This is a genomic window from uncultured Oxalicibacterium sp., from assembly GCF_913776015.1.
Classification (GTDB): Bacteria; Pseudomonadota; Gammaproteobacteria; order Burkholderiales; family Burkholderiaceae_D; genus Oxalicibacterium.
Map to the genome: position 1 here is coordinate 1 of NZ_CAJYMD010000044.1, position 20,451 is coordinate 20,451.

19 protein-coding genes, 1 tRNA gene and 1 pseudogene are annotated in these 20,451 nt (G+C 56.7%); 12 read left to right on the forward strand and 9 right to left on the reverse strand.

Annotation, left to right across the window (positions count from 1 at the left end; genetic code table 11):
- The 5 genes from QZ725_RS07455 to aroC all read right to left on the reverse strand — a co-directional run.
- The coding region (locus QZ725_RS07455; RefSeq protein WP_293778025.1) for an isocitrate/isopropylmalate family dehydrogenase at positions 1-428 on the reverse strand (428 nt) is incomplete at its 3' end.
- Positions 429-480: 52 nt separating this feature from the next.
- The gene (gene leuD / locus QZ725_RS07460) at positions 481-1,128 is read right to left on the reverse strand and encodes a 3-isopropylmalate dehydratase small subunit (RefSeq protein WP_293778029.1); all 648 of its coding nucleotides are present in this window, start codon (positions 1,126-1,128) and stop codon (positions 481-483) included.
- Between the two features lie 58 nt (positions 1,129-1,186).
- Entirely contained in the window at positions 1,187-2,587 is a 1,401-nt protein-coding gene (leuC, locus tag QZ725_RS07465) for a 3-isopropylmalate dehydratase large subunit (RefSeq protein WP_293778030.1), read from the reverse strand.
- 206 nt (positions 2,588-2,793) lie between these two features.
- Positions 2,794-3,618 carry a M48 family metallopeptidase gene (locus tag QZ725_RS07470; protein WP_293778031.1) on the reverse strand — a complete coding sequence of 275 codons (825 nt, stop codon included), beginning with the start codon at positions 3,616-3,618 and terminating at the stop codon, positions 2,794-2,796.
- A gap of 56 nt (positions 3,619-3,674) precedes the next feature.
- Positions 3,675-4,775 (reverse strand): chorismate synthase, encoded by a 1,101-nt coding sequence (gene aroC / locus QZ725_RS07475; RefSeq protein WP_293778033.1) that lies wholly within the window; start codon positions 4,773-4,775, stop codon positions 3,675-3,677.
- Positions 4,776-4,917: 142 nt separating this feature from the next.
- Here aroC and QZ725_RS07480 point away from each other — a divergent pair, with 142 nt between their 5' ends.
- Positions 4,918-7,170: an EAL domain-containing protein gene (locus QZ725_RS07480; protein WP_293778036.1), complete on the forward strand. Its 2,253-nt coding sequence runs from the start codon at positions 4,918-4,920 to the stop codon at positions 7,168-7,170.
- A gap of 28 nt (positions 7,171-7,198) precedes the next feature.
- Here QZ725_RS07480 and QZ725_RS07485 read toward each other — a convergent pair.
- The 3 genes and pseudogenes from QZ725_RS07485 to QZ725_RS07495 all read right to left on the reverse strand — a co-directional run.
- Positions 7,199-8,506 (reverse strand): annotated as a pseudogene (locus QZ725_RS07485) (MFS transporter); the annotation flags it as partial.
- 192 nt (positions 8,507-8,698) lie between these two features.
- A complete protein-coding gene (locus QZ725_RS07490) occupies positions 8,699-9,151 on the reverse strand; it encodes a CBS domain-containing protein (protein ID WP_293778038.1) in 453 nt (150 codons plus the stop codon).
- A 201-nt stretch (positions 9,152-9,352) separates the two neighbouring features.
- Entirely contained in the window at positions 9,353-10,654 is a 1,302-nt protein-coding gene (locus QZ725_RS07495) for a YihY family inner membrane protein (protein WP_293778041.1), read from the reverse strand.
- A gap of 138 nt (positions 10,655-10,792) precedes the next feature.
- Between QZ725_RS07495 and wrbA the strand changes: the two genes are divergently transcribed.
- From wrbA to QZ725_RS07550, 11 genes are all read left to right on the forward strand, one after another.
- Entirely contained in the window at positions 10,793-11,404 is a 612-nt protein-coding gene (gene wrbA / locus QZ725_RS07500) for an NAD(P)H:quinone oxidoreductase (RefSeq protein ID WP_293778044.1), read from the forward strand.
- The gene (locus tag QZ725_RS07505; RefSeq protein WP_293778046.1) at positions 11,401-11,805 is read left to right on the forward strand and encodes a DUF2069 domain-containing protein; all 405 of its coding nucleotides are present in this window, start codon (positions 11,401-11,403) and stop codon (positions 11,803-11,805) included. Before wrbA ends, QZ725_RS07505 begins: the two co-directional genes overlap by 4 nt.
- A 22-nt stretch (positions 11,806-11,827) precedes the next feature.
- Positions 11,828-13,237 carry an FAD-binding oxidoreductase gene (locus tag QZ725_RS07510; protein ID WP_293778063.1) on the forward strand — a complete coding sequence of 470 codons (1,410 nt, stop codon included), beginning with the start codon at positions 11,828-11,830 and terminating at the stop codon, positions 13,235-13,237.
- Between the two features lie 32 nt (positions 13,238-13,269).
- Positions 13,270-13,707: a hypothetical protein gene (locus tag QZ725_RS07515; RefSeq protein WP_293778048.1), complete on the forward strand. Its 438-nt coding sequence runs from the start codon at positions 13,270-13,272 to the stop codon at positions 13,705-13,707.
- 430 nt (positions 13,708-14,137) lie between these two features.
- The gene (locus QZ725_RS07520) at positions 14,138-14,356 is read left to right on the forward strand and encodes a hypothetical protein (RefSeq protein WP_293778051.1); all 219 of its coding nucleotides are present in this window, start codon (positions 14,138-14,140) and stop codon (positions 14,354-14,356) included.
- A 279-nt stretch (positions 14,357-14,635) separates the two neighbouring features.
- Positions 14,636-16,324, forward strand: a complete 1,689-nt coding sequence (locus QZ725_RS07525) for a FecR domain-containing protein (RefSeq protein ID WP_293778053.1) — start codon at positions 14,636-14,638, stop codon at positions 16,322-16,324.
- Positions 16,325-16,339: 15 nt separating this feature from the next.
- Entirely contained in the window at positions 16,340-18,685 is a 2,346-nt protein-coding gene (locus tag QZ725_RS07530; RefSeq protein ID WP_293778055.1) for a CHASE2 domain-containing protein, read from the forward strand.
- Complete coding sequence (locus tag QZ725_RS07535) at positions 18,682-19,386, forward strand: response regulator transcription factor (RefSeq protein WP_293778057.1); 705 nt, start codon at positions 18,682-18,684, stop codon at positions 19,384-19,386. The genes QZ725_RS07530 and QZ725_RS07535 overlap by 4 nt, the downstream gene beginning before the upstream one ends.
- Before the next feature lie 108 nt (positions 19,387-19,494).
- On the forward strand, positions 19,495-19,677 hold the full coding sequence (locus QZ725_RS07540; protein WP_293778059.1) for a hypothetical protein: 183 nt from the start codon (positions 19,495-19,497) through the stop codon (positions 19,675-19,677).
- Between the two features lie 14 nt (positions 19,678-19,691).
- Positions 19,692-19,952, forward strand: a complete 261-nt coding sequence (locus tag QZ725_RS07545; RefSeq protein WP_293778061.1) for a hypothetical protein — start codon at positions 19,692-19,694, stop codon at positions 19,950-19,952.
- A gap of 133 nt (positions 19,953-20,085) precedes the next feature.
- Positions 20,086-20,162, forward strand: a tRNA-Arg gene (locus QZ725_RS07550).
- 155 nt (positions 20,163-20,317) lie between these two features.
- On the opposite strand, the gene QZ725_RS07555 is transcribed toward QZ725_RS07550, so the two are convergent.
- Positions 20,318-20,451: hypothetical protein (locus QZ725_RS07555; RefSeq protein ID WP_293775510.1), on the reverse strand; the 134-nt coding region annotated here is incomplete at its 5' end.

Sequence of the window (20,451 nt, forward strand, 5' to 3'; positions counted from 1 at the left end):
CGCACACCGCGTGGCTGACCGAAATAGATGTCGCCCGTCAATTCGCGCACGATCATGATGTCCAAACCCGAGACGATTTCCGGTTTCAGCGACGAAGCGCCAGCCAGTTCTGGATACAGGATTGCAGGACGGAAGTTGGCAAACAGCGACAGGTGCTTGCGCAGACCGAGAATGGCCTGCTCTGGACGCAGCGAGCGCTCCAGCGTGTCGTACTTCCAGTCGCCGACCGCACCAAACAGAATCGCATCGGCTTCCTTGGCGACCTTCAGGGTCGACTCCGGCAGCGGATGGCCGTGTGCAGCATAAGCCGCACCACCGACCGGCACGGTTTCGGTTTCAAACTTTTCACCCAAGGCGTTCATCACCTTGACTGCCTGATTCATGATTTCTGGGCCGATACCGTCGCCGGGAAGAATTGCGATTTTCATTTGATGAATAACGAGAGAGTTTTAAAAAGAAATCTTTTAGGAGCAGCGCCGATCAGATCGTGTTCGACAGCCAGGGCTGCGCCTGCAAATGGCGCTCTTCAAAGGCGCGAATGCTGTCCGCTTTCTGCAGCGTCAAACCGATATCGTCGAGGCCGTTCATCATGCAGTACTTGCGGAAGGCATCGATCTCGAACGGATAGTTGGTTGCACCATTAGTCGTACCGATCAACTGCTTTTCCAGATCGATGACGAGACGGAAACCCGGGAAGGCCTTGACCTCATCGAACAGATGATCGATTTGCGATTCGGTCAGTACGACCGGCAGCAAGCCGTTCTTGTAGCAGTTGTTGAAGAAAATATCGGCAAAGCTCGGTGCCACCACGGCGCGGAAACCATATTGCGACAACGCCCACGGCGCATGCTCGCGCGACGAACCGCAGCCGAAGTTCTTGCGCGTCAGCAGAATCGAGGCGCCCTGATAGCGCGGCTGATTCAGCACGAAATCGGGATTGATCGGACGTTGCGAATTGTCCTGACCCGGCTGACCGACATCCAGATAACGCCATTCATCGAACAGATTGGGGCCGAAGCCAGTGCGCTTGATCGACTTCAGGAATTGCTTGGGAATGATGGCATCGGTATCGACATTGGCGCGATCCAGCGGCGCCACGAGGCCATCGAGAACTGTGAATTTTTCCATGTTTTTCTACCATTGAATGGCGAGCTGCACGCTGTCGCGCATCTCGCCGGATGCTTCGTTACAGCTTGCGTACGTCGACGAAATGACCTTCGATACCGGCCGCTGCCGCCATCGCCGGGCTGACCAGATGCGTACGGCCGCCTGCGCCCTGACGACCTTCGAAGTTGCGGTTCGAGGTCGAGGCGCAACGCTCGCCCGGCTCCAGACGGTCGGCGTTCATCGCCAGACACATCGAGCAACCCGGTTCACGCCATTCGAAACCGGCATCCTTGAAAATCTTGTCCAGCCCTTCGCGTTCGGCCTGCTCCTTCACCAAACCGGAGCCCGGCACCACCATCGCCAGCTTGACGTTGGAAGCGCGGTGCTTGCCACGCACCACGGCAGCGGCGGCGCGCAAATCCTCGATACGCGAATTGGTGCATGAACCGATGAACACCTTGTCGATACGAATGTCTTCGATTGGCGTGTTCGGCTTCAGGCCCATGTACACCAGCGCCTTTTCCATGCCATCGCGCTTGACCGGATCTTTTTCCTTGTCGGGATCGGGTACGCGATCATCAATCGCCACGACCATCTCGGGCGAAGTGCCCCAGCTGACTTGCGGCTTGATTTCGGCGGCGTCCAGCGTCACGACCATATCGAACTTGGCACCGGCGTCGGAATGCAGCGTGCGCCAGTAGTCAACGGCGCGATCCCAGTGCGGGCCGACTGGCGAGAAAGGACGATTCTTGACGTAATTGATGGTCGTGTCATCGACAGCAACCATGCCGGCACGAGCGCCCGCCTCGATCGCCATGTTACAGACCGTCATGCGGCCTTCCATCGACAGCGAGCGAATCGCCGAACCGGCAAACTCGATGGCATAACCGGTACCGCCAGCGGTGCCGATCTTGCCAATAATGGCCAGCACGATATCCTTGGCCGTCACGCCTTTCGGCAACACGCCATCGACTTGCACCAGCATGGCTTTGGACTTCTTCGCCAAAAGCGTTTGCGTCGCCAGCACGTGCTCGACTTCGGACGTGCCAATGCCGTGCGCCAGCGCCGCAAAGGCGCCGTGCGTCGAGGTATGCGAATCGCCGCAGACAACCGTCATGCCCGGCAGCGTCGCCCCCTGCTCAGGGCCGATCACGTGCACAATCCCCTGACGCTTGTCGCGCATGCTGAAATAGGTCAGTCCGAAGGTATGGGCATTGCTGTCAAGCGTCTCTACCTGCAGGCGCGAGGTCGGATCGGCGATGCCTTCGGTACGATCGGTGGTCGGCACGTTGTGATCGGCCACCATCAAATTGGCCGACTTGCGCCATGGTTGACGCCCTGCCAAGCGTAGCCCTTCGAACGCCTGCGGACTAGTCACTTCGTGCAGCAGGTGACGATCGATATAGAGCACTGTCGTTCCGTCTTCGGCGGTTTCGACGACATGCGACTGCCAGAGTTTGTCGTAGAGCGTTTGAGCCATGATTCGCGTGAAATGTAGTCAGCGACAAGGCCATATCGCGCCTCGTCTGGAAAGCTCTCGATTATGCCATATTTGCGATAGGGATATTGAGGCGCCGTGCGACTTGGCATGCTGCCAAGCCTGCTTTTTCCATATGGCGTCGCTTTTCCGGCGCGCAATGCAAAAGGCGGGCAATTGCCCGCCTTATTGTCAAGATGCTACGCCAATCAGCGTTTTGCCTGCTGGTAGAGCGGCATCACGCGTTGCGAATAAACAGTCAGATCGGCAATACGATCCTGATTCGATGGGTGAGTGGAAAGCAGCTTTGGTGGCGCACTGCCGCCGACATTGGCCATTTTCTGCCAAAGGCTGATGGCAGCACGCGGGTCATAACCGGCACGTGCAGCCAGTTCCACGCCAATACGATCGGCCTCGGTTTCATGGCTGCGCGAATTCGGCAATCCAACCAGGCCCATGTAGGCATACTGCGCACCCTGCTGCCCCAAGTCACCCACCCCAAGGATGGCCGAGCCGATCGAAATCAGACCGCCGGCGACTGCCTGCTCGGAGGCGCGTTCGCGTGCATGCTCACGCAAGGCATGGGCAATCTCATGCCCGATCACGGCGGCCAGTTCATCATCGGTGGCCTGCAGCTTGTCGATCAGACCCGTATAGACGGCAATCTTGCCGCCGGGCATGCACCAGGCGTTGACCTCATTGGAAGTCAGCACATTCACTTCCCACTTCCAGTTACGTGCGTCGGGACGAAATACGCCTGTCTGCGCGATCAGGCGATCCGATATCGCACGCACGCGCTTGACTTGAGCGGCATTCGTGTTGAGCGCGCCTTTCTTGCGCTGCTCTTCCAATAACGCCGAATATTGCTTGTTGGCGGCCTGATCGAGCTCCTGTGCCGACACGGCCATGCGTTGCTGTCTGTCGATACCAACAGCACCGCCTTGCGTGGTCTGAACCGTCTCGCAAGCAGTAGTCAGGAAGGCGGCGCCGATGATGACGGATGTGGAAAGGCAGGAACGCAGGGCTTTTTTCATTTTTTTTCCTCTTGATTGAAACGCGCTCAAAGAGAGTCGAACATGCGACCAAAAGTTCAAGGAAGCTGTGCCGGGATGCGTGGCGTATCGACGGACACGTCGCCGCACTGCGCGCGATGGCGCAATGCATGATCCATCAACACCAGCGCCAGCATGGCTTCGGCGATTGGCGTGGCACGAATGCCCACGCACGGATCGTGACGACCATGCGTTTCGACCATCACCGGCTTGCCCGCCTTGTCAATCGAATGACGTGGCGTGTGGATACTCGAGGTCGGTTTGATCGCAATCGAAGCCGTAATCGCCTGACCGGTGGAAATACCGCCCAATACGCCACCCGCGTTATTGCTGGCGAATCCTTCCGGCGTCAGCTCGTCGCCATGCTCGGTACCCTTTTGCGCAACAGAAGCAAACCCGGCACCAATCTCCACGCCCTTGACCGCATTGATCCCCATCATCGCGTAAGCGATATCGGCATCGAGCTTGTCGTAGATCGGCTGCCCCAGGCCAACCGGCACATTGTCGGCGACAACTTCAATACGCGCGCCGCATGAATCGCCGCTTTTGCGCAGCGCATCCATATAGGCTTCCAGTTGCGGAATCATGCTGACGTTGGCGGCGAAAAACGGGTTTTCCGTGACATGCGACCAACCTTCGAATGGCACGACCAATTCGCCAAGCTGACTCATGTAGCCGCGGAAAATAGTGCCGTATTGTTCCTTCAACCATTTTTTGGCGATTGCTGCGGCGCCAACGACAGGCGCCGTCAAGCGTGCCGACGAACGACCGCCACCACGCGGATCGCGAATGCCGTATTTGTGCCAGTAGGTGTAATCGGCATGGCCGGGACGGAAGCTTTCCGAGATATTACTGTAATCCTTGCTGCGCTGGTCCTGATTGCGAATCAGCAGTGCAATCGGCGTACCGGTCGTCTTGCCTTCGTAAATTCCCGACAGAATCTCGACGGTATCCGGCTCCTGCCGCTGCGTCACATGGCGCGACGTACCTGGCTTGCGTCGATCAAGATCCAGTTGAATATCAGCTTCCGACAAGGCCATACCTGGTGGGCAGCCATCGATCACGCAACCGATAGCAGGGCCGTGCGATTCGCCGAATGTTGTAACAGTGAAAAGAGTGCCAAAAGTATTGCCGGACATGGGAAGAAATGATCAGCGAGTAAAAGTGTCATTCTACCAGTGCAATAAACCCCACACTTACACAAAAAACATTGCGCACCGACAAGTCGATGGGCAAACTACCGCATCGATTTACCCGCCACCTCACGGAGAACATGCAACGATGGGCCAGTCCTTCAGTCACCCCTCACGCGAAGTGACTGCCCAGCGCAAGAACGGCAGCGAGGCGAAAGGTTGTGGCACGATCCGTCAGCCGGGCTGGCATGTTCTGATCGTGGGTGCCGATGCCGACTTCCATTCGGCTATGAGCTTTGCACTGACACCGCAAGCTCTGCCCGGCACTGCGCTGCATTTTCTGCATGCCCATTCGACATGGCAAGCCACGCAATTGCCGGAACAGGCGACGGAACTGGCGGTCATCCTGCTGGACGCCCTTTCGCTCGACACGCATGAAATAATCGAACTGATTGCCACCCTGCATGCACGCTTCAACGATGCGCGTCTCATCATCCGCACCAGCGAAGAAGAAAAGCATGAGGCACATCGTCTGCTGGCCGGCTTCGACATTCACGCCTGGCTGATCGGTCGCGAAATAGATCGCAGTGATTGTGCCGATGTATTTGGCACCGCCTTGCATGCCTACCGACAGGCGCGTGCACTGCACATGAGTAACCGTGGGCTGGAAAAAATCCTGCAAGCCAATCGCCATCTGCCCGAATTGGGCTCAATGGAAGAATTCGCCACGGCCGTACTGCGCTTTCTCAGCGATCTGCTGGCCGTGCCGGAAGATGGCCTGATCTGCATACGCGAGACCCTGCACAATGCACAGAACGAGTTGTTCGTGGTGGCCGCCACGGGCTCGTTTACCGAGCTGATCAATCATCCAGCCTCGAACTTCGAACCTGCCATGCATAAAGCCGTACTGCAAGCGGTCGAACAGCGCAACACGGTCCACACCGGCGAATTCACTGCCTTGTATTTCGCTGGCGAAGCCTCACGCTGCCTGGTGGCGTTGCTGCGCAATCCGCGCGTACTCGACGAGATCGAAACACGCCTGCTCGAAGTTTTCTGCAGCACCGTTTCCATCGGCCTAACCAACATTCTGCTGGTAACACGCCTGCACAGTTCGGCGTTCTACGACTCGCTGACCAACCTGCCCAATCGTGAACGTCTCAAGGAAATTCTCGACGAGACTCTGCGTCAACCGGTCTCGCTGCCGACCACGCTGGCACTCATCGATATTGATCATTTCGCCGAAACCAACGATACCCTCGGTCACCAGTTCGGCGATCACTTGCTGCTTGCCGTTGCGGCACGCCTGCAATCGCGACTGGGCCATCACCTGATCGTCGCGCGTGTCAGTGGCGATACCTTTGCGGTGCTTGGTGACGATATGCAAATCACGCCCGATGCCATTTTTGCGCAATTCGAACGACCATTCGGCATCGATGCGCAGCAGGTACAGCTATCGGCCACGGTCGGTCTGTTGCGACTGGCCGAACACGAAGGTAGCGGTGCTGAAGCGTTGAAAAATGCGCAGATCGCGCTCAAGCGCGCCAAGTTGCAGCAACGTGCGGGGCACCTGTATTTCTCGCGCAATATGGGCGTCGATATTCGTGAACGCGTGAACATGATGCATGCGCTGCGACAGGCCTTCGAAGACAAGCAACTGTATGTCGTCTATCAGCCGCAAATCGATTTGCGCAGCGGTGAAGCCGTTGGGGCCGAGGCCCTGCTGCGCTGGTGCAATGAAGACGGCATGATGATTTCTCCGGCGCGCTTTATTCCGATTGCGGAATACTCGGGATTGATCGTCGAGCTCGGCGAATGGGTTTTGCGTCAGGCATGTCTAGAAACCGTGCATCTGAGCCGCAACGGCTTCACGCACTTCATGATCTCGATCAACGTCTCGCAGGTACAGTTCCGGCATCCGCAATTCCTAGCCATGCTGGAACGCACCCTGTACGAAACCCAAGCCGTACCGCATTGCATCGAACTGGAAATCACGGAATCGATGGCGATGGAAGATCCCGATGCGCTCATCAAGCTGCTCGATCGCGTCATGGCAACTGGCGTCAGCGTGGCCATCGACGATTTCGGCACCGGCTTTTCGTCGATGAGCCATCTACAGAAACTGAATGTGGATCGTCTCAAGATCGATCGTGCCTTTGTCAGCGAGATCACCGATTCCGCGCGCGGCAGCAGTATCGCCGAAGCGATCATCCAGTTGGGCCGCAACCTGGAACTTGACGTGATCGCAGAAGGTGTAGAAAACGAGGAACAGGCCGACATCCTGTCGCAGCTCGGCTGTGCCTACGGCCAGGGCTATCTGTTTGCCGGGCCGCTGACGGCCGACCGTCTCGATGAGTGGCTACGCCGCAATCGCAACACTTGCGCGGCACGCACAACGCACTGATCAATCGTCACGGTTCATCGCGCTGTCGCAGAAACCATGCGCGAAAACGTTGCACGAATTCCGGCATCGCCCAGAAAATCCAGCCTGCCACAACCGCATTGAGCAAGGCTGTCACCATGAACAGTTGGGGAATGCTAAGACCCGCCTGCAACAACACCATGGCCAGCAAGGCCGCCGCCACCATGAATAGCGCGTTGAGAATGTTCATGCCGGCAATCGTGCGTGACATATGCGTCGGTTCGCAACGCGTCTGCACCATGGCGAACAGCGGCACGATGTAGATACCACCGAAGATGCCGATCATCAGGCAATCGAACACGATGCGTACGCTGCCCGCTTGCTGGAAATAAGCCGACAGATTCACCTGCTCGACGGCGCTGTAAGCCGCCGACGCCAGAGAAAGATCGAAACAGAAAATCGTCAGGCCAATGGCACCGAGCGGCACCAAGCCAATTTCAACCTTATAGTTCGACAAACGCTCGCACAGCAGCGAACCCGTTCCCACACCGAGCGAAAAAATGGTCAGCAACAAAACGAAAACGCTGTGATCGCCATGCAGATACTCCTTGGCATAGAGCGGAAATTGCGCCAGCAGGATCGCACCATAAAACCAGAACCAGGAATTGGCCAGCATCGCAATGAACACCGGCTTGTTGCGACTGGAGAAGCGCAGGTTACCTACGGTTTCGGTCGCGATGTTCCAGTTGATCTTCAATTCGGGCGCTGGCGGCGGCGACATCGGCATGGCACGCGCAAACAGCCAGCCTGCAATCGCAATGACAATTGCGCCACCAGCCACGAGTTCGATGCCCCACGGCCGCTGCGAAATCAGCAAGGCACCCAGCACCTCCCCCAGCAAGATACCAACAAAAGTCCCCATTTCAACAAGGCCGTTACCACCGACCAGTTCATGCGGCGCTAGCTTTTGCGGCAGATAGGCGTATTTGACGGGACCGAACAGCGTTGAATGCAACCCCATCCCCGCCACGGCGGCAATCAACAACCACAGATTCTGCGTCATCCAACCGATGGCGGAGATGCCCATGATGACAATTTCCAGCAACTTGACGTAGCGCGTGATGCGCGATTTCTCGAACTTGTCGGCAAGTTGGCCGGACAGCGCGGAAAACAGGACGAATGGCAGAATGAACAAACCCGGAATCAGGTTGTTGAGCAAGCCACGATCAAGCGTCGTCCAGCTCAGTGCATCGAAGGTCAATGCCGTCAGTAGCGCGGTCTTGAAAACATTGTCATTGAATGCGCCGAGAAACTGGGCGCAGAAAAAAGGCGCGAAACGGCGCTGCGTGAGGAGGACGAACTGGCTGGATTTGCGCATGAAAAGAAAAGACGGAAACGGCTTTCGGAATGAGGCAAGGAATTCGGCACAATCAGCCGCCAGTTACAGACAAGCGGATTGTAAAGGATGCAAGCAGCAAAGAAAAACCGTTCGCTTATTGCAAAGTTATTGCAAAGCGAACGGCTTCTGGACGCAGTGCGAACCTAGATCATTCTTGAATCAGTTCGCAACCTAGTTTTCCTGTGCTTCGACCGGTGAGTCCTGGATGTAGGATTTGAGCATACGATTTTCAAAGCTTTGCGCTTCGAACACCGCCTTGGCCACGTCATAAAACGACATCACGCCCATCAGGCTGCCGCCTTCATCCATGACCGGCACATAACGCGCGTGCCTTTCCAGCATAAGACGACGGACCTCGTTGAGATCGGTATCGGGCGATACGATGATCGGTTTGTCATTCATGTGGTTGCGCACACTTTCGCGGCCCAGCGCACCATTGTTTTGATGCAGGGTGGCGATCACTTCGCGGAATGTCAGCATGCCAATCAGCTTGCCGCCTTCCATGACAACCAGCGAACCAATGTCCTTCTCCGCCATGGCATTGACAGCGTCGAGAATCGGGCTGTCGGGGGTCACCGTGAAGAGAATGTTTCCTTTTACCTTGAGTATTTCGGATACTTTCATGGGACTGTCCTCGCACGTTATGGTTATACTTCGGACCTGTTCACTCTAATCCCAGCGCTGCAAAAAAGCCATCTCCGATCTTGTCGAAAAACGACAATCTGCAATGCCTGCTGCAGATCAGGATTATTGTTATGACAATCCTTACCCGAATAAATTCAAGTCTTGCGCGCTTTTACGTTTCCATAGGGAAATTGATCCGATTCACGCGCTGTCGCTGATCAGGCAAGCTTCCCCTTTGGCATCCAAACGCGAGAAATAAGACGCCAGACTCTGTGTCAACCCCGCCTCGACCGCGGTTTCCACTTCACGCGCCAGCGAAGCATTACCGGCGGCACTGAAAACAAACAGACGATAAACGTCAGCCAGCGTCAGGTAGTCAAGATTGGCCAGCAACACCCAGCTATCCAGACCATCCGTAATGCGCTTGCCGAATTGCAGCTTGCGCGGCTGTTCGGATTTGATGCGCCCGACCCAGCCGGCATCGAGCATCTGCTGCAGCAAGGTTTCGGCTTCGTCATAACCCAGTCGCGTCTGCTTGCGCATGAGCTTGGCATCAACCACCGCCGAATCCGCCGACTGACGTGCATCGTGCAGCACGCGCAACAACGCAATGGCATCGACGAAAGCACTGCCGGGCTGCGGCACATGCCACCAGCGTTCGTACTTGACGATAGGTAGCGCCGCCGTCAACACCGCACCGCCGAGCGTGATCAACCAGCCCAGATAGATCCAGATTAGGAAAATCGGAAACGCCGCCACTGCGCCATAGACGATGGTGTAGGTCGGCACATTACTGATGAACGCAGCGAACAGGCGCTTGACGATCTCGAACGCAATCGCGGCAAGAAAACCGCCGCAGAGGGCATCGCGCCAGTCCACCACCTTGTTGGGCACGACGACATAGAGCGAGGCGAAGGCCGCCGTCGTCAGCAGAATCGAGATCGACGAAAAGAAAAAACCGCCGATGAACGGTACGCTGCGCACCACACCGTTGGTCGCGGTGAACAGATACGACGTCAGCGAAATCGAGGCACCGATCAGCAAAGGACCGAGCGTGACGATTGCCCAGTAGATCAGCACGCGCTGCGCGATCGGTCGCGTGGTACGCACGCGCCAGATCTGATTGAAGACGCGGTCGATCATCAGCATCATCGCCACTGCCGTCGCAATCAGCGCCACCGCACCAAAAGCCGAAAGGCGTGTCGCCTTGCTGGAGAACTGCGTCAAGTAGCCGAGGATGGTGTTGGCAATTCCCTTCGGCATGAGGTTTTGCACGAAGTAGGCTTCGAGCGAAGCGCGAAAGGTATTGAACAGCGGGAAGGTCGTGAAGATCGCAAAGGCAATCGTCAGTACCGGCACCAGCGCCAGCACGGTCGTGAAGGTCAGGCTGCCCGCCACTTGCGGCAACTGCTCTTCGCCTAAACGGCGTGCGGCAAAACGGAACAGGTCACGCATCTGCGACCAGGATAATTCGCGAAAGAAAGTCAAACGCGGAAGCTTCATGCAACGCCTCTCTTGTGTGAAAACGGACAATGGCGACGCTTGTTCCCTGACGATCAGGAAACCGTGCGCATGCATGCGGTATTGCATGCCGCCGAAACGGTCGTTTTATGAAAGATAAAGCGCCCTATAATAACAAGCATGAGCGCCTCTCCTCTTCCCATTCTCGTTTTGTACTACTCCCGCCACGGTGCCACGCGCAAACTGGCCGAGCTGATTGCCCAAGGCATCGATAGCGTTCCCGGCTGCGAAGCGCGCCTGCGCACAGTGCCATCGGTATCGACCGTGACCGAAGCCACCGAACCAGACGTGCCATCCAGTGGCGCTCCGTATGTCGAACTGCACGATCTCGAAGAATGTGCAGCGCTGGCGCTCGGTTCGCCCACGCGCTTCGGCAATATGGCATCCGCCATGAAGTATTTCTGGGATGGCACGACGTCGCAATGGTTGTCCGGCGCACTGACTGGCAAACCGGCCTGCGTCTTCACTTCGACAGGCAGCCTGCACGGCGGCCAAGAAACCACGCTGCTGTCGATGATGCTGCCGCTGCTGCATCACGGCATGCTGATTCTCGGCGTTCCGTACTCTCAGCCAGAACTGATGACGACCAGCACTGGTGGCACGCCCTATGGCGCGTCGCACTGGTCCGGCGTCAATGGCAACCAGGCGATTTCCTGTGACACACGCAGTGTGGCGATTGCACAAGGCCGTCGTCTCGCCGAAACCGCACGCAAGCTTCGGCAAACTGCATGAACGCTGCGCACCCGCCATCCGTACGCCAGCGCGTGCTGCATGGTGGTGCCATCGTCAGCCTGATCGCGCTGATCATCCTCTGCATTGCGTGGGAAACCGTGCTGGCTCCGGTACGCGAAGGCGTCGTCTGGCCGGCGCTGAAAGCGCTGCCGCTGCTGCTCCCTTTACGTGGCCTGCTACGTCGCAATCTGTACACGATGCAGTGGTCGTCGATGATGATTTTGCTTTACTTCATGGAAGGCATCGTGCGCGGCTGGAGCGATACCGGTCTCTCGGCGCTGCTGGGCTGGGCCGAAGTCGCGCTTGTCGTGCTCTGCTTCATTTGCCTCATCAGTTATCTGTCCCCGTACAAGAAAGCTGCACGCGCCAAGGCACGTAGCTTGTCGGCAGAACAGAAATGAAGGATGCCTCGCCATGTCTTCCATGAACGACTTTCTTGCAGCCTGTCGCCAGGCAGTTGGTAGCACGCATCTGATGACCGACACGGATGCACTGCTCCCCTACCAGCAGGAGCAGCGTGGTCGTGCGACGGGCAAGGCACTGGCAGTTGCCTCCCCCGCAACCACGGAGGAAGTCGCCCGGCTTGTCCGGTTATGCCATCAGTATCGTGTCCCGATCGTCGCGCAAGGCGGCAATACCGGCCTGGTGCTCGGCAGCATTCCGGACGAAAGCGGCACGGCACTAATTCTGTCGCTGCGACGCTTGAATCGCATTCGCGAGATCGATGGCGTCAACAACACCATGACCGTCGAAGCAGGCTGCATTTTGCAGAATGTGCAGCAAGCGGCGGCTGGCGTCGGAAGACTGTATCCACTCTCGCTGGCCTCGGAAGGCAGTTGCACGATTGGCGGGAATCTGTCTGCCAATGCAGGCGGCACTGCGGTGCTCCGCTATGGCAACAGCCGCGAACTCTGTCTGGGGCTGGAAGTCGTCACGCCGCAAGGCGACATCTGGAACGGCCTGCGTGCGCTGCGCAAGGACAATACCGGTTACGATCTGCGCGATCTCTACATCGGTGCGGAGGGCACATTAGGCATCATCACCGCTGCGGTGCTGAAACTCTTTCCGCAACCTGCGGCCATACGGACCACCTGCGTCGCCGTACCATCGCCGCATCACGCCTTGCAATTGCTGAATCTTGCGCAGCAACGTTGCAGCGCAGGTCTGACCGGGTTCGAGCTGATGTCCGCGCTATGCCTGACGCTCGTACAGCGTCATTTCCCCGAGATGACGCCCCTGTTCTCGGACATCGCATCGCCGTATTACGTATTGCTTGAACTATCGGACCACGAATCCGACACCCATGCCACAACGCTTCTGGAAAATCTGATCGAAGAAGCGCTGCAAAACGGTATCGCCAGCGACGCCATCGTCGCCACTTCGCTGACGCAATCCGCCGCACTCTGGCAATGGCGCGAACGTATTCCCCCCGCGCAAAAAAGCGAGGGGCACAACATCAAGCACGATATTTCGCTGCCGATCTCGCGCATTGCCGATTTCATCGCTGCCACCGATGCGCTGATTGCACGCCATTATTCTGGCGCCCGCATGGTGACCTTCGGCCACATGGGCGATGGCAACCTCCACTACAACGTTGCTGCGCCTGCGGGTGAAGCGCCTGCAGATTTTCTCAAGCATCAATCCGCCATCAACCGCATCGTGCATGACAATGTTCACGCGTTTGACGGTTCAATCTCCGCAGAACATGGAATTGGCACCTTGAAGCGGGAAGAGATTCTGCGTTATAAATCGCCTGTCGAGATGCAGTTGATGCGCAGCATTAAACAAGCGCTCGATCCGCTTAACATCATGAATCCGGGCAAGGTACTGTAACGACCACGTCCGACCAACTTCACGGGATTGCCATGCCAGCCTTGCTGCTCGTTCTTGTGTTACTTGGTTTTGCCACGCCATCCTGGGCCGTTTACAAATGCAGCTCATCCAAAGGCACGGTTTACAGCGATGTGCCATGCAGCCCCGACAATCAGGATATGCAACGGCTTACCGTAAATCCGCCACCAGCAGATGACGCCGCCCATGAACGCGCAGCACATGAAAAGAAACAATTGCACGCACTGGAGAAACAACGCGCACAGGATCAAGCCATTGAACAGCGTGCACGTGCCAAGGCCCACAAGACCGAAACCGCACGCAAGCAGAAATGCGCCGATATGGCCTTGCGCGCCAAATGGGCGCGAGAAGACGCCAACCGCGCCCCCATGCGCAATGCCCGCAGCGCAGAACAGGCCGAACGCAAGGCGCGAAGATTAGAGGAGCGACACGCCTTGCATTGCCAGGCATAACAAGCGGGCGATGCCTTCGTACGATCCGCGCCATTTTTGATGCATGTCAAACTGCTGTCACAAGGGCCCGCTATGATGGCAACCGCTCTTGTAGAGCCGTCCTAGCACGACGAAGCATGCTACTACCGGGGCTGGCGGTCGGGAAACATACCAGCACCAATTCGTGAAGGGCGATGCGCCTGCTTTTGCAGGCAGCATCCGGGATAAACCGATTTGTGCGTTGCCATCCCGATTTTGAAGGATCGTGCCCATTTCCATCGGCCGAAGCCTCTCTTGCCGAAAAACCTGTCTGCAGGCAAAGCCTCTTTCGGCATGACAGAACTGACTGGAGATTTGCCTGACTGGTGCTATAACATGCGCTGAACACAGCAAAATCTTATGGTTTTCCTGTCTTCACTTTTCTTTCGGCAAACCACTCATGGAGGCACGAATGAAAATAAACGAAGAGTTCACTGTCAAGGCCAGTAACGGCAAGACCCTTACGCTGCAAAACATCGTCGCAGGCAAAACCTATCTTGATTACGGCTACACCACCTTGCCCGGCAACTTCACTGGCTACCGTGTCAAGGATACGAATGGCACGGCCGAGAAACTGCCCGACGGCAGCTTCAAATCCAGCGTAGATGCGGCAATCTACAAACGCGTTTGAATAAAAATGGCCTGAGCAAATAAACACGCAAAACAGATGCGCTAGGCCGCGGCGCCATCAACGCCACCGCACTTGTGCGGCACCTGCCCCGACCGCTCCAAACGTTCCTCCGAGGATGCCGTTGGAGCGGTTTTCGTTTGCGGCAAGCAATCGATGATGTTTGCAAAAATTAACAAGTTTTCGCCGCATTCCGTTACATTCTGGCAAGCAACGCCGTGAAAGTTGCCGTAGAGATGCGAAAATCATGCAGATCAAGCTCGTTAATTACAGAGGTCTGCAGTGAAAAAATGGTCTGTCGGTCTTGCCGCCGCCCTTTTCTTTTCCCTTCCCGTTGCACATGCCACGGAGAAAGGCGTACGCATCACGCCAGAAGGCGTGTACTACACAGTTTCTCGCAATGAGACGCTATCGTCGATTTCTCTGAAATTCACAGGCGATATCCGCCACTGGCAAAAGATCGGCAACACTAACCGTATCGAAAACGACCGCACCATTCCAGTCGGACGCGTCGTGCTGATTCCCGCCACGCTGCTCGCGCCGGTTGCCGCCTTTGCTCGCATCGGTAGCTTTTTCGGTGACGTCCTGATTCACGATCAGGCAGGCAACCGCCTGGAAACCCGCATCGATGCCATGCTCAAGGAAGGCGATACCGTTGCGACCATGGCCGAAAGCTTTCTCTCGCTGATACTGGAAGATGGCTCACAGATCACACTGCCGCCGGATAGCGCGCTGAATCTGCGGACACTGCGTACCACACAATATGTGAGAAGCCCGCGCACTCAGTTGTTTCTCGAAAAGGGCCGCGTCGAATCCAGCGTCACGCCATTCAGCAAGCATGGCAGTCGCTATGAAGTCCTGAGCCCCGTTGCCGTTTCCGGTGTTCGCGGAACACGCTTTCGTGTGCAATACCGCGAAGATCGCGCCTTCAACGAAGTGTTGAGCGGCAAAGTCGCCGTAAAACCGCAAAGCCGCGACGCAGATCGTGTGACGCAATTGGTCGCCGCCGGCTACGGCTCGGTCGTAGGACAACAACGCGCCACACGCCCGATCGCCCTGCTGCCAGCACCCGCTCTTGCCGATGGCTACGCCCTCCAGCAACGCCTGCCACTGCAATTTGTACTAACGCAAACGGCAGCACAATCATTCCAGTTGCGCGTGTCCACCGATGCGCAAGGCGTCAACAACATTGCGGAAGTCTCGGTCAAGGCCGATCAAGGAAAGGCACTGGCGCGTCTGGCCGATCTGCCAGACGGTCACTATTTTGCCCACGTACATGCAGTTGATGCCAACGGCCTTGCAGGTCTGCAACAAACGGTACCGTTCGAGGTCGCCGCGCGTCCTTTTGCACCCTTCCTAATCGCACCGCAGGCGAAATATCAAGGCAACGCAGATAGCACTGCCCATGTTCCCATTACCATGCGGTGGAGCTTGTCCGGCAATATCGTTTCGTATCGCCTGCAAATTGCCGGCGACAAGCAATTTGAACAGCGGCTTGTCGATCAAGTCGTTGCTGCCGGCGAGCAGGATGGACATCTCGCTGTCAGCCTGCAGCCAGGTGCGTATCAATGGCGCGTGGCATCGATCGATGGCGCCGGCAAGCAAGGGCCGTTTACCGATGCACGCGCAGTACAAGTCCTGGCCGGACTGGCCGCTCCGGCTGGCTCTGTCAACGAAAAGGAACTGCATTTCTCCTGGAGTGCGAGTGCACCTGGCCAACGCTTTACCTTCCAACTGGCCACCGATCCCTCTTTCACAACGCTCGTGCATGACGTGACGACGGAGCAGCCTGAAGTCAAACTGCCGCGCCCGCAGGCGGGCACTTATTACGCACGCGTGCGTTCGATCGATAGTGATGGCTTCGTCGGTACCTATTCGCCTGCGCAACGATTCGTGGTGCCGCTGCTGTGGCAAACCGACTATGGCACGCCGCTGGATGGACAAGGTCAGCCACTGGGCACGAGTTTCTAAGCCATCAGCATATCGATGATCCTTTCGCGATTCCGGCGCAAGACGCCACTCAAGACCGAGTGGCGCATCTTCTTCCTGCTGATGCTGATCAGCGCGGGATTGCTCGGCTACGCCAATGGCCTTGGACAACCGGATCGCTTCATCTACGACATGCTCATCAAGGGCATGGAGCGCCCTGCGGATGAACGTGTCGTCGTCATTGCGATCGATAACGCCAGCATTGCACAATTGGGACGATGGCCGTGGAACCGACGCATCCATGCCGATCTGCTCGACATTCTTTCGCAAAGCCGGGCCAAGGCAATCGGCATGGACATCATTTTTTCCGAGCCCGACAGCCAGACCGGCAACGATGCACGGCTGGCTGATGCCATCCGCAGGAATGGTCGCGTCATCCTGCCAATTTTTGCCGACCATACACGTAACGGCGCACAAGCAACGCCACCGCTACCGCAACTGGCAACAGCCGCACACGGTGTCGGCCATACGCACTTCATTTTCGATGCCGATGGTGTGGTACGCAGCATTCTTATGCAGGAGACTTTCGGGCAGATCGCCTGGCCGCAATTCTCTCGCGCCATCTACCTCACAGGGCTAGGCATGCCTGCCAACACCGCGCTGCCGCGTGACGTGCGCGAGCGCATTCCGTTTGCCGGGCCACCTGGCCACATGGTGAAAGTGTCGTACATCGACGTTCTGCAAGGTCGTGTCCCTCCCTCTTTCTTCGATGACCGTTATGTGTTGATTGGTGCCACCGCATCCGGCGTCGCCACCATGTTCCCCACACCCGTGACAACCACGCAGCAAGTGATGCCTGGCGTCGAAATCAATGCCAACGTACTGGCGGGGTTGTTGGAAGAACGCGGCATATTTGAAGCCACAAGATGGTTGACAGCACTTTGCACGATCGCCATTACCTGCCTCGCCCTGTTTGCCTGTCTGTATCTGTCGCCTTTCAGCGCCTTATCCGTCACTGTCGGACTTGAACTACTGCTCTGCGTCGGTACCTATGCGCTGATGACAATGGAAATCTGGATTCCACCTGCTGCCGCCATCTTCATGGTTGCGGCCGTTTATCCCTTGTGGAGCTGGCGCCGCCTGGAGGCAACGCTGCTGTATCTCAATGACGAGATGGCACGACTCAATCGCGAAACCCATATCGTTTTGCGGCCGGAGCCAGCACTACTGACCAAGCAAGATGCCGATTTTCTCGATCGCCAAATCGCCGCCATTCAGATCGGTGCCGATCGCTATCGCCACATGCATCAGTTCGTCAGCGACAGCCTCAACAATATGCCGGATGCCACGCTGGTGCTGTCCCAATCAGGCGAACTGCTGGTATGCAATCGCACTGCCAAGGCTTATTTCGAATCGCTCGGCCTATCGAGCGACCAGCCGCTTTCGCTAGCCCGGATTTTTGCCCATTTTGAAGCACCGCCACGTTCGCCACTGTACGACCGCATCTGGTACAACACCTTGCTGCAAACGCCATCTGGCGAAGCGGTAGAAATCGAAACGCGTGATCACGAGGGGCGTGAATTCCTGATCAAGTCCACATCGTCGCGCATGGTGGATGGTGCGATGCTGGGCTGGATCATTTCCCTGATCGACGTTTCGTCCCTGCGAGCGGCAGAGCGGCGTCGCGAAGAAAGTCTGAATTTCATTTCGCATGATTTGCGCGTACCGCAGTCCTCGATCCTGGCCCTGATCCAGTTACAGAAAAATCCGGCGACAGCGTTCGAGATGCAGGAATTCCTGTCGCGCGTCGAAAAATCCGTCGAGTCCACATTGAAGCTCGCCGAAAGCTTCGTGCATCTGGCCAAGGCAGAATCGCCGGCCTATCAGTTGCAGGATGCCGATTTTGCCTCGCTGCTGGATGAAGCGGTCGACAACATGTGGGCTTTTGCGCACAGCCGCTCCGTAAAGATCGTCGTGGACATTGATGTCGCCGAGCACTGGCTGCATGTCGATCGTTCACTGGTGATTCGTGCGCTCGGCAACCTGCTCTCCAACGCCATCAAGTTCAGTCCCGAAGGTGCCACCGTCGAATGTCGTGCCGACGTCATCATCATCGATCAAAGTCCGCATATCGCCTGCAGCATTGCCGATCATGGTCCGGGTATTGCGCTTGCCGAGCAAGCCATGATTTTTGCACCGTTCCGCCGTGCCAACGATCATGGTCAAGACGGCATTGGTCTGGGCCTCCCGTTCGTCAAGATGGTCATCGAACGGCATGGCGGCCGTGTGCGTGTGCATAGCATCCCCGGCAAGGGAGCGACATTTACCGTCCTGCTCCCTTGCACTTCCGAAGATCACAACGACTGCCCTCTCATCGAAAAACAGGAAGGACAAAAAGAATGAACATCGCTTCGCTCGAAGACGATCCGATCGAATCCAAACTGATTCATCAAGTGCTGACACAGGCTGGGCACCAATGCACCATCTTCAGCAATGGGCGAGATCTGATCGATGCCCTGAAAGCCGATCCCTGCTACGACATGCTGATTCTCGACTGGCACTTGCCCGACATGACAGGCCGCGATGTCATCGAATGGGTACGCGCGCATCTGGGTGAAGAGATCGTCGTCATGTTTCTGACCAATCGCGTGCTGGAAGAAAATATCGTCGCCGGCTTGATGGCGGGTGCCGATGACTACATGACCAAACCGATTCGGGAAGCCGAACTGTCTGCCCGCATCCATGCGCTTTCCAAACGCATACGAACAAGCGCTAGCCAGACCACGAGTTCGACCGTCAGCACCACACTGGAAATCGGCGTCTACAGTTTCGACCTGTTTCACAAGATAGCGACGCTGCGCGGTCAGCCCGTCGATCTGAAACCCAAGGAATTCGATATTGCCATTTTGTTCTTTCAGAACATCGGTCAATTGATTTCGCGCGAACGCATCATGGAAAGCATCTGGGGACGGGAACTTGTCATGACCTCACGCACGCTGGATACGCACATGTCGCAAGTACGTACCAAGCTGCAACTGAAATCCGATAATCAGGTACGCCTGACAACCATCTATACCATCGGTTATCGGCTGGACATGCTCTGAGACTTACTCGGCAACGTCACAAGGACTTGCTGAACTTCCGTTGCGTGTGCGAGTCTTCCCTTCACGACAGTTCTGTATCAACGCAGCTTTCGCCAAAGGAGGAACAGCATGATCCCCGCACACGCAACCCGCGCCGTTTTGCCCACCTTGCCACCGTTGTTCATGCATCGCGCACCGACACCCGCACCCATCGAAGATCCGCCACTGCCCGGCGAACATCCGGTGCCGCAGGAAGATCCGGTTCCCTCTCCCAATCCCGAAAAAACCAAGCCTTATTCGCAACATTCCTGACCAAGGAGAGCAATATGGAACAACAGCAAAACTGGAGTACCGAGCTCTACAAGGGGCTGGAAGTACACGTCGCGCCTCTGAAAAAGGAAAGAAAGACCGGCAACTTGTGGGATTACACCGTGCGTATCTGTGAACCTGCCGCCGACTCCTCCGCGCAAAGTGACTTGCTGACAGCCTCCGGCGACGATGGCGACTACGCTAGTGAAGAAGAAGCACTTGCCGCAGGTTTCGAAAAAGGCTATGCACTCGTCGATCAGCTTGAAGAAGATCGCTAATCTTCTTCGTCGGTGACTTCGCCATTGTGAGTAGTACTAGTGCGGCAGATTGAAACGGTGCGGCAAAAGCGGCATAATGCAGCACCTTCCTGCATGGCACCTGCAAACGCCGTACGGTCCGTCATGCAATGTACTGCCCATAGCTCAGTTGGATAGAGCAACGGCCTTCTAAGCCGTAGGTCGCAGGTTCGACTCCTGCTGGGCAGGCCAGCTTTCCCTACCAAGACAATCCGCAACGCCATCAGTAGCGGCAAGATACGCAGCCAAAATCGCTACGATCTATTGCCTGCACTTGCATATAAATATGAAAAAAGCTGCGATGGTTTCCATGGCAGCTTTTTGTTTTATGCGCTATAGGCGTTCACTCAATTGCGCTTGTACACATCATCAAACCGGACGATGTCATCCTCACCCAGATACGCCCCCGATTGCACCTCGATCAGATGCAGCGGTAGCTTGCCCGGATTCTCCAGTCGGTGCGTATTGCCGATCGGGATGT